The following is a 16539-nucleotide window of genomic DNA, read 5'->3' on the forward strand; positions in this document are numbered from 1 at the left end:
ACCCCGCCCGGATGGCGGGGCTCCTGCCCCGCCCCTCCTGAATAGTCGGCAGCCATGGTGGCGTTCCGAAGACGCCGTACCGGGTCAGGCTGCGCCGAGGATGGGCCCGAAACGCGCCCGGTCCGCCAGCCGCGGATCCTCACGGTCCGGAACCACCATGACGGGGCCCTTCGAGTGGTGGAGGACGCCGTCTGACGTTGAACCCAGGAGCATGCCTGTGAAGCCGCCGCGGCCGCGCGTTCCGACCACTACCAGTTCCACGTGGCGGCTGGCTTCCACCAGCACATCCACCGGCGAGCCGTCCAGCAGTTCACATTCCGCCGGAAGGTTGGGGTAGTGGCTCCTGAGCCAAGCCATCCCGGCGTCCAGGGTCACCTGAATGTCTGCGAAGAGCGCCTTCCGGTCCATGGGCGCCGGCACCCAGGCCAATGAGCCGCTGTACTGAGGCACGGCGCACACCACCCGGAGCGACGCGCCCAGCCGTTCGGCCTGCTCCGCGGCTTCAAGGACGGCAACCCGGGCCTGCTCCGAGCCGTCAACGCCTACCACCACCACATTGTCCACGCGCCGGTGCCCGGCCTTGGCCTGCTCGGCCCGGACCCGTTTGTCCTCGGTGGTTTCGCCGAGGCGGTCCGAACACACCAGGGGCACCGTGACGGTGGGGCACTGTGCATGGGCCGGCAGCGCACTGCTGACCGAACCCAGCAGCCTGCCCACAAAACCGCCCCGGCCCCTGGTCCCGAAGACCAGGAGCTCGGCCGTCCGCGACATTTCCAGCAACACACCCGACGCGTCCCCGTTTTCCACGGAGGCGCTGACGTTGATGTCGTAAGCGGAAACCTTCTCCAACGCCTGCTTGACCACGGCTTCCGCGCCCTCACGGATCACCGAATCGTCCACTGTGGCGTATCCGCCGTCCAGCCCGGAGGCAGCAAAAATGGGCACGGAATAGGCGGTGACTATGTGCAGGGGGCGGCGGCGGCGCTGGGCTTCCCGGGCCGCCCAGACCAAAGCGCACTGGCCGTGGTCCGAGCCGTCCACGCCAACAACAATGCCGTCGGGAGCGGCAGGAGCACCACCGTTGTCCCGTGCCGGGTCCGGATGCAACTCTTGTGCGCCCATGGGGCCGCCTCCTCGCGATACTGCCGTATGTTGCGGCTATTCTGCCAGAAACCGGACCCTTCCCCGTGCACCCGTTCAGCAGCAGCCGCTGCGAAGGAAGGCCCTGCTTCCAGTTCTCACTATTCTCCGTCCACCGTTCCTTAGCAAGCCTGTTCAGGGCCGGATGGGTCAGGTTATCCACAGGCTTGCGGGGCTGCCGTCGCGGGCCGCCCGGGAGTACCTTCCCAAGCCCCTGGGCACCCTCAAGCCCGCCCTCTCGGCGTGGCCGCGGAAAGCGTGTTCACCCGCAGGAGAATGTTTCCGGATTGGGCTATCCAGCACTGCAATTGTTCTGTAGTCTTCAGGACATTGTTGGTCCGGGACGCCTGCTTCCATTCGAGTGGGCGCTGCCCGGGCCATGCACTGCGGCCGGGCTTTGGGGGTAACGGGACGCGCGCGGGCGAGGACGCCTGCACCTGCCGAATCTTCGAAGGAGGGAAACTGTAGTGTCAAGCATGCCTGGGAATGCCGGGACCGAGCAGACCACCACTGTGATCATTGGCACGGGCCTGTCCGGCCTGGCCGTGGCTGCCGAGCTGTGCCGCCGTGGGGTTGATTCGATAGTGGTGGACGGACTGGACCTCCTGGGTGCGGCGCAGCCGGCCAACACGGCATCCCTCCAGCGCTGCGACGCGGCGGACCCTGTCACCCTCCGTGAACGGAACGAGATCCTGCGCCACCTGCGCAACTATGCCGCCAGCCATGACGTGGATGTCCGGAACACCACCAGGGCGGTCCAGCTGACCATGGTGAAAGGCCTAACCGGGGGGACAGCTGTTCCGCAGTGGCAGGTTCACACCCCCACCGGCATCCTGATTGCCGACCACATCGTTTTGACGCGGTGCGCCCACAGCCAGCTGCGGCGGATGATCCACGAGTTCGGCATTGCGGTGGGCCGCAACGTGGTTGCTGCCATGCGGGCCATCGGCATCTACCTGGTGGGTGTGGGCGAACTGATCACCCCATCCCCGAAGGAAGTGCTGCGCCAGGCCAAAACCGTGGGCCACGCCATCTCCGCCAAGGTCAACCCGGGCGGCGTTGCGTCCCCGTTCACCGAAAGCCTGGCGATTCTGCCCTGCTAGCGCCGGTCAGCGCTCGTCGTCAGTGCCCGCCGTGAGCCTGCGGCGGGCCAGGATGGCGAGGGCGGCGAGCAGCCCCACCGCGGCGGCGGCGAAGATCACGATGCTCCACTGGAACGGCTCACCCGAGCCGGCGGTATCCGGCGCTGCTGTCTGTCCCGGCTGGGCGGTGCCGATGGCTGGAACTGTTGCCGCCGCCGTCGTACTGGCCGCCGAAGCAGCCCCGCCGGCAGCCGCAGCGGCCGTGAAACTGAAGGTCCCCTCGATGGGGTGCGAGTCTGAACTCACCGCCCGCCAGGCAACGATGTATTGCCCCGCCGGCGCACCGGCCTTGAGCTTCTGGCTGGCCACGTTGTCCACAATCTCCACGGGGCCGTCCGCCCACTCCGTGCCTGCGGCGTCCTTGATGGAGAAGGATGAGCCGATTCCGAGCGGGTTGTTGTTGAAGGTCACCGACACCTTCTCCGGCACTACGGCCACGGAGGCGCCCTGGGCGGGGCTGCTGGATTCGGCGGCGTCATGGGCGGCCGCCGGGCCGGCCAGGCCCAGGACAGCGGCGGCGCAAACGAAGGACGCGAGCAAAAAGCTCAATAATTGGCGGCGGATGGAACCCATGCGTGGACTGCTCCCTTGGTGTTGGCTTCCTAACAGACTAGGCGAAATTGGCGGGCATCCCGCCGGGGCCGCCATAGGATTCAGGTATCCCCACAGACTTCCCCGGAGGACTAATGCTTAAGCAAGGCTCTGCCCTGGACCGGTATTTTATGATCACCGAACGCGGCTCCAACCTCTCCCGCGAGATCCGCGGCGGCTTCGCCACCTTCTTCGCCATGAGCTACATCGTGGTGCTGAACCCCCTGATCCTTTCCGGCCCCGACTCCAGCGGCACCACGCTCGGATTCCCTGCCGTTGCCGCCGTCACAGCCTTTGTTGCCGGCATCCTGACCATATTGATGGGGGCCTGGGCCAAGCACCCCTTCGCACTGGCCACCGGGCTGGGCGTCAACGCCTTCGTGGCGGTCACCGTTGCCACCAACCCGGGACTGACCTGGCCGGACGTGATGGGCCTGGTGGTAATATCCGGCGTCACCATGCTGATCCTGGTCCTCACCGGATTCCGCACCGCCGTGTTCAAAGCGGTTCCGGACGGCCTGAAGACGGCCATCGTGGTGGGCATCGGGCTGTTCATTGCCCTGATCGGGCTGGTCAACGCAGGCTTTGTCCGCCGCATCCCGGACGTGGCAGGCACCACCGTCCCGGTTGGCCTCGGCTTTGAGGGCAAGCTCCTGGGCTGGCCGACCGCCGTGTTTGTGTTTGGCCTGATCCTGACCATCGCCCTGGTGGTGCGGAAGGTCAAGGGCGCCATCCTGATCGGCATCATCTCCTCCACCCTGATTGCCGTGATCGTTGAGATGACGCTGCACATCGGCCCCAGCGTGCAGCCCGGCAAGCCCTTCAACCCGCAGGGCTGGTCGCTGGTGGCCCCCACGTTCAGCGAATGGGCCGCGCCGGACCTGTCCCTGATCGGCAAGGCCAACCCGTTCGGCGCCTTCGAGCACCTCGGCTTCGTGGCCGCCACCCTGCTGGCCTTCGTGATCCTGCTCAGCATCTTCTTCGACGCGATGGGCACCATGGTGGGCCTGGCCAACGAAGCCGGAACGGTGGACGAGCACGGCAACATCCCCGACGTCGACCGGGTCCTGCAGGTGGACGCCCTCGGGGCGATCGCCGGCGGCGGCGCATCCGTGTCCTCCAACCAGATCTACGTCGAGGCCGGCGCCGGCATCGGCGAAGGCGCCCGCACGGGCATCGCCTCGATCGTCACCGGCCTGCTGTTCCTGGTGGCCATGTTCTTCACCCCGCTCATCAACCTCGTTCCCTTCGAAGCCGTGGCTCCGGCCCTGGTGGTGGTGGGTTTCATGATGGTGTCCCAGGTGGGCAAGATCGACTGGCAGGACTGGGGCATCGCCATCCCGGCCTTCCTGACCTTCACGCTGATGCCGTTCACCTACTCCATCGCCAACGGCCTGGGCGCCGGGTTCATCGCGTACGTCCTGATCCGCACCGTGCAGGGCCGGGTCAAGGACATCCACCCGCTGATGTGGGCTGTGGCCGGGGCGTTCCTGCTGTTCTTCGCGATCGGCCCCATCGAGGCCGCCGTCGGAATGTAACCGTCGGGATGTAACGGTCGGGTTGTAACGGCCGGGTTGTAATGCCGGGAGGCAGCAGGCGGCCTACACGGGCGTGTTGGGGGCCAGGCCCTCATCTCCGGAGACAGCGCGGGCCTTTTTCACGCGGAGCCTGTCCAGCCGGTTCATCAGCGGTGAGGTGGTGGCGCCATGGATCACGATCGAGAGCGCCACCACCAGGCCCACAAAAGCCCACAGCCACTCCGCCTGGCCGGCAAACCGGCCCTCGCCCAGGGCATAGGAGAGGTAGTACAGGGAGCCGATTCCGCGGATTCCGAAGAACGAGAGGGCAATCCGTTCCCGCGGGCCGGTCTTGCCGCCCAGCAGCCCGAGCCAGCCTGCCAGCGGCCGCACCACCAGCAGGAACGCAAGCGCCACCAGCACCTCGGCCCAGCCGATTCCCGCCAGCAACCCGCGGGCGATGGCGCCGCCCAGCAGGACCAGGATGACCACGGTGAGGAGCCGTTCCAGCTGCTCCACGTAGGAGTGCAGCACCCGGTGGTACCCATGCGTACGTTCTGCGGCGCGGATGGTCACGGCGCAGACAAACACGGCGATGAACCCGTAGCCCTCAACCATCTCGGTGACGCCGTAGGCCAGGAACGTGGCCGCGAGCGCCACAAAGCCTTCGGAGTGGTTGGACAGCCGCAGGCTGTCCGCCCGGGCGGAGAAGAAGAGCCTGGCCAGGACCTTGCCGGTCAGGAAGCCCAGCAGCAGCCCGACGGCGAGCCGCCACAGCACGTCCACGCCGAACCATTCCGGAAACCACGCGGAAGGCGATGACCCGGCGATACTGATGGCGATGGACAGGTAGACGAACGGGAAGGCCAGGCCGTCGTTGAGGCCGGCTTCGGAGGTCAGGCCAAACCGGACCTCGTCCTCCTTGTTGGTGCCGCCGTCGTCGTCAGCGGGCTCTCCCACCTGCACCTCGGAGGCCAGGACGGGGTCCGTGGGTGCGAGGCTGGCAGCCACCAGCAGGGCGGCGCCAAGGCCCAGGCCCAGGAACCACAACCCCAGCAGGGTCAGGCCTATGATGCAGAGCGGCATGGCGATTCCCAGCAGACGCCAGGTGGTTGACCACAGGCGCCGCCCTACGGGCCGGTCCAGGGCCAGCCCGGCGCCCATCAGCGAAATGATCACGCAGATTTCTGAGAGATGCAGGACAAAGTCGCCGTGCGCTACCGGGTCCGGGTCCGGAAGGGTGGGAATCAGGGCGAACGCGCCCATGCCCGCCCCGAGGAAAACCATGGGCATGGAGAACGGCATATCGCGCAGCAGTTTGGGGAGCACCGCGGCGGTGAACACGGCAAGTCCGGCGGCGGCAAAGAGGATGTTGGGGGCTTCAAACACGGCGATGTTCTCCGGCCTGGGTCGAGTGCACCCTGGTTGCGGGGCAAGATGGCATGGGTCCCGTAGGGGATTGCTCCACCTTAGCCCCTCCGGATTCCGCCGCAGGTTCTCAAATTCCAGACACTGCGACGGCGGCGCTGCTGGTTTTCGTCCCCGGCATGCGGTGAGCTTGAACCATGCCTGCCTCAACCCCTGCCGTCGACGTCCCGCCCCAGCCCTGGACCGGCAGGTTCGACGGCGACGGCGCCGAACACCGCCGCTGGTGGCAGGCGGTAGCCAAATACGACGCTGGAGCCACCGCTGGCTCCGCAAAACAACCTGCCGCGCTGCTCGGCTTTTGCAGTGACGAGGGGGTCCGCCGGAACAAGGGCCGCCCGGGAGCGGCTGCCGCACCCGCCGCACTGCGTGCCGCGCTGGGCCCGCTGGCATTCCACCTGGACCGACCCGTGGCGGACGCCGGTGACGTCGTGGTGTCCGGCTCCGGCCTGGAGGCCGGCCAGGAACGCGCCGGCCGCGCCATCAGGGGAATGCTCGACTCCGGGCAGCTCACCGTGGTGCTGGGCGGCGGCCACGAAACCGCTTACGCCAGTTATTCGGGCGTTGCCGCATCCGCCGCCGTCCAAAGCGGCCGGCGGCTGGGCGTCCTGAACCTCGATGCCCACTTCGACCTGCGCGACGAGCCTGTACCCAGTTCCGGCACGCCGTTCCTCCAGATGGCCCGCGCGGAAGCCGCCGCCGGACGCGAGTTCCGGTACGCCGTCGTCGGAATCTCCGAGCCCAACAACACCCGCACGCTGTTCAGCACGGCGCAGGAGCTGGGCGTGCGGTACCTGCTGGATGAGGACTGCGGCGCGGAGCAGGTGCAGGAGTTCGTTGCTGGGTTCCTCGCGGACATCGACGTCCTCTACCTGACCATTGACCTTGATGTGCTGCCGGCAGCGGTGGCGCCCGGAGTCAGCGCACCCGCTGCGTACGGCGTGCCGCTTCCGGTCATCAGCGCCGTGTGCCGCCAGGTGGTCCGGTCCGGGAAGCTGCTGCACTTTGATGTCGCTGAGCTGAACCCGGACTTCGATGTGGACGGCAGGACGGCGAAGGTTGCCGCACGGCTGATTGACACCCTGCTGCGCTGACCGGCTACTTGCCCTTCATGACGTAGCGACGCTCCGGGCGCCCCACCCCATACTTCAGCCTCACGTCCAGCGTTCCTTCGTCGTGCAGGTACTCGAGGTAGCGGCGGGCGCTGACCCGGGACGTCCCCAACTGTTCGGCCACCTCCGCCGCGGACAGGTCACTCTCCGCGGCGTTGAGCGCGGCTTCCACCAGCTTCAACGTCTCGATGCTGCAGCCCTTGGGCAGCGGGCGCTCCGTCCGGTCCAGGCCGAACACCCGGTTCACATCCGACTGCTCCGCGACGTCCTTGGCCGAGTCCAGGCCCTGGTACGCGCTGCGGTAATGCTCCAGGCGCTCCTGCAGGTCAGACTGGGAAAACGGCTTGATCAGGTAGTGCACAATTCCGCCCCGCAGGGCCTTGCGCACGGTTTCGACCTCACGGGCCGCGCTGATCACCAGCACGTCCAGTTCCGGGGCAACATCGCGCAGCTGGTGCATAAGATCCAGGCCGTTGATGTCTGGAAGATGGATGTCCAGCAGCACCAGGTCCGGCTGCAGCCGCTCCGTTTCGGTGACGGCCTGGGCGCCGGTATGGGCAGCACCCACCACGGTGAAGCCGGGCGTGCGCTGGATGAAGCCGGCGTGCACCTTTGCCACCATAAAGTCGTCGTCAACGATCAGCACCTTGATCATGGCTTCGCTGCACCCCTTTTGTGCTGGGTTGTACCTCTGGTGAACCGTGCGGTGAAGACTGCTCCGTTGTGGTTGGCCACAGTGAGATCGCCCCCGGACCGACGGCAGACCACGAGGGACAGGGCCAGGCCGAAGCCGCGGCCGTCCGCGGGCCCCACCTCTTTGGTGGTAAACCCTTGGCGGAAAATCTCCTCCACTGCCTTCTCCGGGACGCCCGGGCCATTATCACGGACGGTGACAGTGACCTGGCCTGCACCCGTCCGCGCGTCCCTGCCCTCTTCCACCAGCACGCGGACAGCGGCGTCCGGAAGTCCCGTCACGGCGTCGAACGCGTTGTCCACGAGGTTCCCCACCACCGTAGTGAGGTCGCGGGACAACTCGTCGCTGACCGGATGCAGGGCGGACTCGGGATCCAGCTGCAGGGCCACACCCCGCTCGGTGGCAAGGCTGGATTTGGCAATCAGGAGCGCAGCGAGCGCGGGATCCTGGATGCGGCTGGTGACCTCATCATTAAGCCTGGTCCGGTCCACGGTGGCGCCATTGACGAACTGCACCACCGAATCATATTCACCGATCTGGATCAGGCCGGAAATCACGTGGAGCTGGTTGGCGAACTCGTGGGCTTGCGCGCGGAGGGTATCCGTGGCGGTGCGGGTAGCGCCCAGCTCACGCTCAAGGGAGGACAACTCGGTCCTGTCACGCAGCGTGGTGACTGAGCCGATGTCACGGCCACGCGAGCGAATGGGGACCCGGTTAGCCACCACCAGCCGCTCGCCCACCAGCACCAGCTGGTCCGGATCCGGCTGGTCGCGCGTGAGGACACCCTTCAGCGCGGGGTCCACGGGAAGGGATGAAATCTTCTTGCCCACGCAGTCCGCCGGCAGGCCCAGCAGTTCCCGGGCGCTGTCATTGGCGACGGTGATCCGCTCGTTCGGATCGAGCGCCACCACCCCTTCCTTGAGCCCGTGCAGCATGGCTTCCCGGTTTTCCACCAGGCCGGTAATCTCACTCGGTTCCATGCCCAGGGTCTGGCGCTTAACCCGCCGGGACAGCAGCAGGGAACCGGCCACCCCGAGGACACTGGCAACGCCGAGGTAGGTGAGCAGGTTGGGTACCGCGTCCCCCAGCCGTTCCAGGGTGGTGGGATAGTTCCGGCTGATGGCGGCGATCCCGATCATTTTTCCTGCGTCATCGAGGACGGGCACGTGCGCGGACAGGACGGCAGCGTTGCTTTCTGCCACCACGCCGGTCCAGGCCCGTCCCTCCATAACCCGGCTGGCCCCGATATCCAGCTTCCCGCCCAGCAGGCCGGGATCGGAGGAAGCCACCACGGTGCGGTCCAGTTTCGCCAACGCCACCTGGGACGATCCGGACAGCGTCCGCACCGCTTCCGCCACTGCGGGAAGTGCTGCTCCCACCCGTGGCTGCGCGTCCGGCAGCAACGAGCGCACAGCGGGGTTGTTGCCCAGGGCTTCGGCGGCAGCGAGCGCGCGCCGGCCCTCCACCCGCTCAAACGTGGCGGCGGACTGGGCCAGGGAGATGGCCACCACCGCAACCAGGACCGCCAACACAATCAGCAACTGCAGCACGAGGTATTGCCCCGCGAGGGACATCCCTCTTCGTCGAGTCACAGTGGTGGTCCTTTGGATGGTTCAGCGTCTGTCTCCGGCCAGGCTGCGGCATTTTGGCCGCTGGGCGGAGGTACGGGAACTATACCGCAGGCAGCGCCCGGGCCACGGCCGCCGGCCTTTTCTGACCCAGCCGCGCGCAGCCACGGTTGGTTCGCTGAAACGTGAACGCAATGAACTTAACTTTCTCTGCGTACATAAGAGTGACCGGCATCACCGCGGAACCTAGCATCGAAACACCAAGTCAGTCTTGCTGATCATTTTTATGAGAAGAGGAACACCATGCGCCAGATCCGCGCATTGCGTATTGCCGCCGTCGCCGCCGGCATCGCCCTGATGGCCACCGGCTGCGGTGCCACCGGAAAGAGCTCCACCGGTACGGAAAGCTCCGGCGCTGCCGCCGGGCCCCTCACCGGCCTGCAGATCATGGTCCCCAACACCCCCGGCGGCGGGTACGACACCACCGCCCGCGCTGCAGCCAAGGTCCTCGACGACGAGAAGATCTCCACCAACACCGAAGTCTTTAACCTCGCCGGCGCCGGCGGCACGGTGGGCCTGGCCCGCGTGGTGAACGAAAAGGGCAACGGGGACCTCACCATGCTGATGGGCCTGGGCGTGGTGGGCGCAAGCTACACCAACAAGTCCGAGTCAAAGCTGACCGAAACCACACCGCTGGCCCGCCTGATCGAAGAGCCCGGCGCCATCATGGTCAGCAAGGATTCGCCGTACAAGACCATCGATGACCTGGTCAAGGCCTGGAAGGCCGATCCCGCTTCCATCTCCGTGGGCGGCGGCTCCTCCCCCGGCGGCCCTGACCACCTGCTCCCCATGCAGCTCGCGGGCGCAGTAGGCATTGACGCCACCAAGGTTAACTACGTGGCCTACGACGGCGGCGGCGACCTGCTCCCAGCAATCCTCGGCAACAAGCTTGGCTTTGCCGCCTCCGGCGCCGGCGAGTACCTGCAGCAGATCCAGTCCGGCGAGGTGCGCGTCCTGGCCACGAGCGGTGACGAGCGGCTCGAAGGCGTGGACGCACCCACGCTGAAGGAATCCAACATCGACCTGGTGTTCACCAACTGGCGCGGCGTCGTGGCCCCTCCGGGCATCAGCGATGACGACAAAGCCAAGCTGATTGCCGCCCTGGAGAAGATGCACGGCACCGAAGGCTGGAAGGAAGCGCTGAAGACCCACAGCTGGACCGACGCCTTCATCACCGGCGACGAGTTCGAGACCTTCCTCACCGACCAGGACAAGCGGGTGGCGGACGTCCTCACCAAGCTTGGGTTGGCGTGAGCTCCCTGACAACAGGCCTTAAAGGCCGCGCCGAGCTGGGAGTTGCACTCCTGCTCGGCGCGGCCGGCGTCCTGGTCTTCGTGGACGCCAACCGCCTGGCAACCCCGTATTCCCAATCCGATCCGGTCGGTCCCAAAACCGTTCCCTACATCGTGGCCGGCCTGCTGGTGGTCTGCGCCATCCTGCTGGCCATCAACGTGCTCCGCGGCGGCCAGGGCGAGGCCGAGGGCGGCGAAGACGTGGACCTCACCCACCCTGCCGACTGGAAGACCGTCCTGCCCCTGGCGGGCGCCTTTATCCTGAACATCCTGCTCATCGACTGGGCCGGCTGGGTCATCTCCGGCACTGTCCTGTTCTGGGGCTGCGTCCTTGCCCTCGGGAGCAGGCACTACATCCGCGACGGGCTCATCTCCGTGGCCCTGGCCCTGCTGACCTTCTACGGCTTCTACCTCGGCCTTGGCATCGCCCTTCCGGCCGGACTCCTGGAAGGAATCCTCTAAATGGACGTCTGGTCCTCATTGATGGACGGCTTTGCCACCGCCCTCACCCCCATGAATTTCCTTTACGCCGTTATCGGCGTACTCCTGGGCACCGCCGTCGGCGTCCTTCCGGGCCTCGGCCCGGCCATGACCGTAGCCCTGCTGCTTCCGGTCACCTATGCCCTGGAGCCCACCAGCGCCTTCATTATGTTCGCCGGCATCTACTACGGCGGCATGTACGGCGGCTCCACCACCTCCATCCTGCTGAACACCCCGGGCGAATCGTCGTCGGTGGTGACGGCCATCGAAGGCAATAAAATGGCCAAGGCCGGCCGGGCGGCGCAGGCGCTTGCGACGGCGGCCATCGGCTCGTTCGTTGCCGGCACCATCGGTACCGCCCTCCTGGCCGTCTGCGCACCGATCGTGGTGCAGTTCGCCGTCAGCCTGGGCGCCCCCAGCTACTTCGCCATTATGGTCCTGGCCCTGCTGGCCGTCACTGCTGTGCTGGGCTCGTCCCGGCTCCGCGGGTTCGCCTCGCTGGCGCTCGGCCTGGCCATCGGCCTGGTAGGCATCGACTCCGTCACCGGCCAGCGCCGCCTGACGTTCGGCCAGCCACTGCTGGCGGACGGCCTGGATATCGTGGTGGTGGCCGTGGCCATCTTCGCGGTTGGCGAGGCCCTTTGGGTTGCCGCCCACCTGCGCCGCACCCCGCTGCATGCCATTCCGGTGGGGCAGCCCTGGATGGGCAAGTCCGACTGGAAGCGGTCCTGGAAGCCGTGGCTGCGCGGTACCGCCTACGGCTTCCCCTTCGGCGCACTGCCGGCGGGCGGCGCCGAGATCCCCACATTCCTTTCCTATGTCACAGAAAAGCGCCTCAGCAAACACCCTGAAGAGTTCGGCAAGGGTGCCATCGAAGGTGTCGCCGGACCGGAAGCCGCCAACAACGCTGCCGCCGCCGGCACCCTGACACCCATGCTGGCGCTGGGCCTGCCCACCAACGCCACGGCCGCCGTTATGCTCGCCGCCTTCACCTCCTACGGCATCCAGCCGGGCCCGCAGCTCTTCAGCAGCCAGGGTCCCCTGGTGTGGGCGCTGATCGCGAGCCTGTTCATCGGCAACCTCCTGCTCCTGCTGATCAACCTGCCGCTGGCACCGATGTGGGCCAAGCTACTGCAGCTCCCCCGCCCGTACCTGTACGCGGGCATCCTCTTCTTCGCCACGCTGGGCGCCTACTCGGTGAACCTGCAGGCGTTCGACCTGGTGATCCTGCTGGTTCTCGGTGCACTCGGATTCATGATGCGGCGCTTCGGGCTGCCGGTGCTGCCGCTCATCCTTGGCGTGATCCTTGGCCCGCGCATCGAAGGCCAGCTCCGGAAGACGCTGCAGCTCAGCGCGGGCGACCCCGCCGGCCTCTTCAGTGAGCCGATCGCCGTCGTTGTTTACATCATCGTGGGGCTGATCCTGCTGTGGCCGCTGCTCTTCAAGCTGATCCTGCGGAACCGTCCGGCGCCAGCCACATCAGGTCCGGCCACACCTTCCGCACCGGATGCTCCTTCCGGCAGCTCTGCGCATGCAGACCTGCCAGTCCATTCAGAAAACGCCGTCCAGTCAGAGAAGAAGGAGACACCATGACCATAGTGGTGGGATACGTCCCGACCCCGGAGGGTGAAGCAGCCCTGACGCAGGCCATCGCCGAAGCCAGGAAGACCAACACGAGGCTCCTGGTCATCAACTCGTCCAAAGGTGACGCCCTGGTGGACAACCGCTACGCCCAGGAGCCGGAAATCCAGAGCATCGAGGACCGGCTGGCCACCCAGGGCATCGACCACGTGATCAAGCAGCCGGTCCGTGGCCACGATGCCGCCGCCGAAGTCCTGGATGCGGCGGAGGAGAACAACGCTGAACTGATTGTGATCGGGCTGCGGCGCCGGACCCCGGTGGGCAAACTCATCATGGGCAGCGTGTCCCAGCGGATCCTGCTGGAAGCCGACTGCCCCGTCCTGGCCGTAAAGGCCTAGCTGGACTGAAGCTGTTCCTGCGGCGCCTGCTCCGCAGGCGCCTGCATGGCCGGCCGGGCGCTTGCTGGACGTGCGCGGAACAGTTCCTGGCGCTGGCGCCCCAGGCCTTCAACCTCAACCTCCACCACGTCCCCCGGCTGCAGGTATGGGAAGCGGCCGCTGAGAGCAACACCTTCTGGAGTCCCGGTGATGATCACATCGCCGGGCTCCAGCCGCATGTACTGGCTGCAGTGGTGCACCAGAGTGGCGACGTCGAAAATCAGCCCGGCGGTGGACGAGTCCTGCCGGGGTTCACCGTTCACCCGGCTGCGCAGGGGCAGGTTGCCGGCGTCGATCCCATCCGCCGGAACCAGCCACGGGCCCAGCGGCGTGGAACCGGGCAGGGATTTGCCCTTGGTCCACTGGCCCGCGGCGCCGGGAATCTGGTATTCGCGCTCAGAGAAGTCGTTGGCCGTGACATACCCGGCGATGCAGTCCCGCGCCGCCTCCACTGACTCCAGGTAGCTGGCCTCCCTGCCGATCACAACGCCCAGCTCCACCTCCCAGTCGTACTGGGTTGAATGCGGCGGGACCGGGGCAGGATCAAAGGGACCAGTGACGGTGTTCGTCGGCTTCAGGAACACGACGGGAATCTCCGGTGGTGCGGAGCCGGACTCCGCCGCGTGCGCGGCGTAGTTCATGCCGATGCCCACTACCGCCCCTGGACGGGCCACCGGAGCGCCCACCCGCAGCCCGGCACCTCCCTCAATGACCGGCAGGACGCCGGCATCGAGGGCTTCCCGCACCTTCGCAAGACCTCCGGCGGCGAGGAAGGCGCCGTCAACGTCCCCGGTCAGGGGCAGCAGGCTGAAGTACTCTTCCCCTCCGTCGGCGGACCTTGCCAGAACGGCCGGCTGTTCCTTGCCGATGTCTCCGAGGCGCATGATCTTCATACAGGATGTCCTTCTCTCCGCAGTCCGGCCGCAATCCGGTTGATGATGGCTTACCACCATGGTGTCCGAGCCGGGCGGGACTTCGCCACTGCGCCGATTGTGACTGCACGTGCGGCGGCAGGTTCGCGCCGTTCTGCCCGTACAAACGCCCGCTTAGAGGACAGTCATCTGACATTCGGATCCTCAGCCGGTAGACTGGGTTGGCCCTGGGGGACGAAGAAACAGAAAGTTCAGTACATGTCTACAGCCACTCTGGAACGCCTGCCGGCTCCTTCCGCTTTCGCCGAAGAGCCGCTGAACCGGACCATCGACCTGGAGTTTTCCACTGCCGGGGAGATGCACGCAGGCCTGGAAGAAGCAGTCGCCGGGCTGATCGAGGTGGCCGCCAAGGACGCCTCCTGCGGGATTCTCGTCACGAGGCTCCGCCCGGGACGCTACACAGTGGCGCTGGATGAATCAGTGCCGTTCGGCGAGACCTACGAGGCCATCGCCGCCTGACAGTTTGCGATGGAAACGCCTCTTCCGCGCACAAACAAAAGTTCCCGCCCTGCAGCACGCAGGGCGGAACTTTTGTTTGTCTTGCCAAACCCGTCAGCCGCGGCGCACCTGAACGCCGTCGGACTTCAAAAAGAGCTGCTTCTCGGAAGGACCAGAGGGCACAAGCCACAAAACGTTGCCGCTCTGGGAGACTTCCTCCACCTCCCCGGTGGCCACCACATGCGCCTGCTTGATGATCTCCACGCGTTCCCCGGCCCGGAGGGTCCTCCAGTCGGAAATAGCGGCGGAATGGGCATTGCGCCTCGATAAGACTGCCCCACGTGCTTTCATCTGAACTTCTACCCCTTTGTATATGTTCTTCCGCCACAGCCTCTTTGATGTGACTTTCACTACACCTTCAGTTCTACTACACTCCCCGCCCGCCCGATGACCGTGTCGGCGGAAATTTCACCAGGCGGACGGTTAGTGTTGTGGTTCCGAAGATTCTTCTTCCTTACGCCAGTGAGCCGACGGCGGATTCGGCCGCCCGGCGCACCTCACCTGCGGCGACGAACTGGTCAGCCGCTTCGAGTTCGGGCGAAAGGAACCGGTCCGTCCCCGGCCCGTCCACCACGGCGCGGAGGGCAGCGACGACGGCAGTGCCCGCCGGTCCCGGGGTCAGCACGCCGCCCGAGAGCTGCGTGCGGATGTCCAGTGCCCGCGCCGAGGTCACCAGTTCGATGGCCAGGACGCGGCGCAGGTTCTCCACTGCCTTGCGCAGTTTGCGCGCCGCGTGCCAGCCCATGGACACATGGTCTTCCTGCATGGCCGAACTCGGGATGGAGTCCACGGACGCCGGGACGGCCAGCCGTTTGTTGTCGGACACCAGCCCTGCCTGGGTGTACTGGGCAATCATCAGGCCCGAATCCACTCCCGGGTCAGCCGCCAGGAAGGCGGGAAGGCCATGGGAGCGGGCCGGATCCAGCATCCGGTCCGTCCTCCGCTCGGCGATTGAGCTCAGGTCGGCGACGGCGATCGCCAGGAAGTCCAGGACGTAGGCCACGGGGGCTCCATGGAAGTTGCCGTTGGAGCTCACCCGCCCGTCCGGCAGGACCACGGGATTGTCGATGGCGGCTGCCAGTTCGCGCGATGCCACCAGGGCAGCGTGGTCCAGCGTGTCCCTGACCGCGCCGGCCACCTGCGGTGCACAGCGGAGCGAGTAGGCGTCCTGCACCCGGGAGTCCCCTACCTTGTGGGAGGCCACGATGGGCGAATCGGACAGCACGCGCAGCATATTGTCGGCACTGGCCGCCTGTCCCGGGTGGGGACGGAGGGCGGCGTGCAGCTCGGGCAGGAACACCTGGTCGGTGCCCAGCAGCGCCTCGACGCTGAGCGCGGCGGTGATGTCCGCCGTGGTGAGCAGCTGGCGAAGGTCGGCAATGGCCATCAGGAGCATGCCCAGCATGCCCTCGGTGCCGTTGACCAGGGCCAGGCCTTCCTTCTCGGCGAGGGTGACGGGTTCGATGCCGTGATCGGCGAGCAGTTCCGCTACGGTGCGCTGGCCGGCGCCGCCCACCAATTCGCCGTCGGGCCCTTCCGCCTGGCCCTCACCCATCAGGACCAGCGCGCAGTGGGACAGCGGGGCGAGGTCCCCGGAGCAGCCCAGTGACCCGAACTCGCGGACCACGGGAGTGATGCCCGCGTTGACGACGTCCACCATGGTCTGCAGGACCACAGGGCGGACGCCGGTGCGGCCGGAGGCAAGGGTCTTGGCGCGCAGGAACATGATGCCGCGCACCACTTCGCGTTCCACGGCCGGGCCCATGCCGGCGGCGTGGCTGCGGATCAGGCTCTTCTGGAGCTGGGTGCGCAGTTCGTTGGGGATGTGGCGGTTGGCGAGGGCGCCGAAGCCCGTGGAGATGCCGTACGCCGGGACGTCGCTGGAGGCGAGGCCGTCGATGTGGGCGCGGACCTTGGCCACCGTTTCCAGGGCATCCGCGGAAATGGTGACCCGGGCGTTGTGGCGCGCGACGGCGACAACATCCTCGGGCGTGACGCCGCTGGAGCCGAGGGTGACGGTCAGCGGTTCGTGGGTTATAGCGGTCATTGGAAGTTCCTTGTGGTGAGGTT

General features: G+C 66.8%; 16 protein-coding genes. 8 read left to right on the top strand and 8 right to left on the bottom strand.

Features of this window, described 5'->3' with window-relative positions:
• Positions 1-84: 84 nt before the first annotated feature.
• Positions 85-1122: a universal stress protein gene (locus ARTSIC4J27_RS17865; RefSeq protein WP_050056542.1), complete on the bottom strand. Its 1038-nt coding sequence runs from the start codon at positions 1120-1122 to the stop codon at positions 85-87.
• 494 nt (positions 1123-1616) lie between these two features.
• Here ARTSIC4J27_RS17865 and ARTSIC4J27_RS17870 point away from each other — a divergent pair, with 494 nt between their 5' ends.
• A complete protein-coding gene (locus ARTSIC4J27_RS17870; RefSeq protein WP_050056543.1) occupies positions 1617-2243 on the top strand; it encodes an FAD-dependent monooxygenase in 627 nt (208 codons plus the stop codon).
• 6 nt (positions 2244-2249) lie between these two features.
• On the opposite strand, the gene ARTSIC4J27_RS17875 is transcribed toward ARTSIC4J27_RS17870, so the two are convergent.
• Positions 2250-2855 (bottom strand): copper resistance CopC family protein, encoded by a 606-nt coding sequence (locus ARTSIC4J27_RS17875; protein ID WP_050056544.1) that lies wholly within the window; start codon positions 2853-2855, stop codon positions 2250-2252.
• Between the two features lie 113 nt (positions 2856-2968).
• On the opposite strand from ARTSIC4J27_RS17875, the gene ARTSIC4J27_RS17880 reads away from it, so the two are divergent.
• On the top strand, positions 2969-4411 hold the full coding sequence (locus ARTSIC4J27_RS17880; protein ID WP_050056545.1) for an NCS2 family permease: 1443 nt from the start codon (positions 2969-2971) through the stop codon (positions 4409-4411).
• Between the two features lie 63 nt (positions 4412-4474).
• Here ARTSIC4J27_RS17880 and ARTSIC4J27_RS17885 read toward each other — a convergent pair whose 3' ends face one another.
• Positions 4475-5779 carry a cation:proton antiporter gene (locus tag ARTSIC4J27_RS17885; RefSeq protein ID WP_050056546.1) on the bottom strand — a complete coding sequence of 435 codons (1305 nt, stop codon included), beginning with the start codon at positions 5777-5779 and terminating at the stop codon, positions 4475-4477.
• Between the two features lie 176 nt (positions 5780-5955).
• On the opposite strand from ARTSIC4J27_RS17885, the gene hutG reads away from it, so the two are divergent.
• Positions 5956-6909 carry a formimidoylglutamase gene (hutG, locus tag ARTSIC4J27_RS17890; protein ID WP_050056547.1) on the top strand — a complete coding sequence of 318 codons (954 nt, stop codon included), beginning with the start codon at positions 5956-5958 and terminating at the stop codon, positions 6907-6909.
• Positions 6910-6913: 4 nt separating this feature from the next.
• On the opposite strand, the gene ARTSIC4J27_RS17895 is transcribed toward hutG, so the two are convergent.
• The gene (locus ARTSIC4J27_RS17895; RefSeq protein ID WP_050056548.1) at positions 6914-7582 is read right to left on the bottom strand and encodes a response regulator; all 669 of its coding nucleotides are present in this window, start codon (positions 7580-7582) and stop codon (positions 6914-6916) included.
• On the bottom strand, positions 7579-9195 hold the full coding sequence (locus tag ARTSIC4J27_RS17900) for a sensor histidine kinase (protein ID WP_050056549.1): 1617 nt from the start codon (positions 9193-9195) through the stop codon (positions 7579-7581). The genes ARTSIC4J27_RS17895 and ARTSIC4J27_RS17900 overlap by 4 nt, the downstream gene beginning before the upstream one ends.
• A gap of 297 nt (positions 9196-9492) precedes the next feature.
• On the opposite strand from ARTSIC4J27_RS17900, the gene ARTSIC4J27_RS17905 reads away from it, so the two are divergent.
• From ARTSIC4J27_RS17905 to ARTSIC4J27_RS17920, 4 genes are read left to right on the top strand one after another with little or no spacing between them, the layout of a single operon-like run.
• Positions 9493-10503 (top strand): Bug family tripartite tricarboxylate transporter substrate binding protein, encoded by a 1011-nt coding sequence (locus ARTSIC4J27_RS17905; protein WP_050056550.1) that lies wholly within the window; start codon positions 9493-9495, stop codon positions 10501-10503.
• Positions 10500-11003 carry a tripartite tricarboxylate transporter TctB family protein gene (locus ARTSIC4J27_RS17910; RefSeq protein ID WP_050056551.1) on the top strand — a complete coding sequence of 168 codons (504 nt, stop codon included), beginning with the start codon at positions 10500-10502 and terminating at the stop codon, positions 11001-11003. The genes ARTSIC4J27_RS17905 and ARTSIC4J27_RS17910 overlap by 4 nt, the downstream gene beginning before the upstream one ends.
• Positions 11004-12614 (top strand): tripartite tricarboxylate transporter permease, encoded by a 1611-nt coding sequence (locus ARTSIC4J27_RS17915; RefSeq protein WP_050056552.1) that lies wholly within the window; start codon positions 11004-11006, stop codon positions 12612-12614. It abuts the gene before it with no gap.
• Positions 12611-13000, top strand: a complete 390-nt coding sequence (locus ARTSIC4J27_RS17920; RefSeq protein ID WP_050056553.1) for a universal stress protein — start codon at positions 12611-12613, stop codon at positions 12998-13000. The genes ARTSIC4J27_RS17915 and ARTSIC4J27_RS17920 overlap by 4 nt, the downstream gene beginning before the upstream one ends.
• Here ARTSIC4J27_RS17920 and ARTSIC4J27_RS17925 read toward each other — a convergent pair.
• Entirely contained in the window at positions 12997-13932 is a 936-nt protein-coding gene (locus ARTSIC4J27_RS17925) for a fumarylacetoacetate hydrolase family protein (protein WP_050056554.1), read from the bottom strand. The two genes, ARTSIC4J27_RS17920 and ARTSIC4J27_RS17925, sit on opposite strands and share 4 nt — an antisense overlap.
• A gap of 237 nt (positions 13933-14169) precedes the next feature.
• Between ARTSIC4J27_RS17925 and ARTSIC4J27_RS22970 the strand changes: the two genes are divergently transcribed.
• A complete protein-coding gene (locus ARTSIC4J27_RS22970; protein ID WP_050056555.1) occupies positions 14170-14430 on the top strand; it encodes a hypothetical protein in 261 nt (86 codons plus the stop codon).
• A 93-nt stretch (positions 14431-14523) separates the two neighbouring features.
• Here ARTSIC4J27_RS22970 and ARTSIC4J27_RS17935 read toward each other — a convergent pair whose 3' ends face one another.
• Positions 14524-14760: a hypothetical protein gene (locus tag ARTSIC4J27_RS17935; RefSeq protein WP_050056556.1), complete on the bottom strand. Its 237-nt coding sequence runs from the start codon at positions 14758-14760 to the stop codon at positions 14524-14526.
• A gap of 163 nt (positions 14761-14923) precedes the next feature.
• Positions 14924-16516 (bottom strand): histidine ammonia-lyase, encoded by a 1593-nt coding sequence (gene hutH / locus ARTSIC4J27_RS17940; RefSeq protein WP_050056557.1) that lies wholly within the window; start codon positions 16514-16516, stop codon positions 14924-14926.
• Positions 16517-16539 lie beyond the last annotated feature (23 nt).

It is taken from the genome of Pseudarthrobacter siccitolerans, assembly GCF_001046895.1.
In the GTDB taxonomy this organism is placed as follows: domain Bacteria; phylum Actinomycetota; class Actinomycetes; order Actinomycetales; family Micrococcaceae; genus Arthrobacter; species Arthrobacter siccitolerans.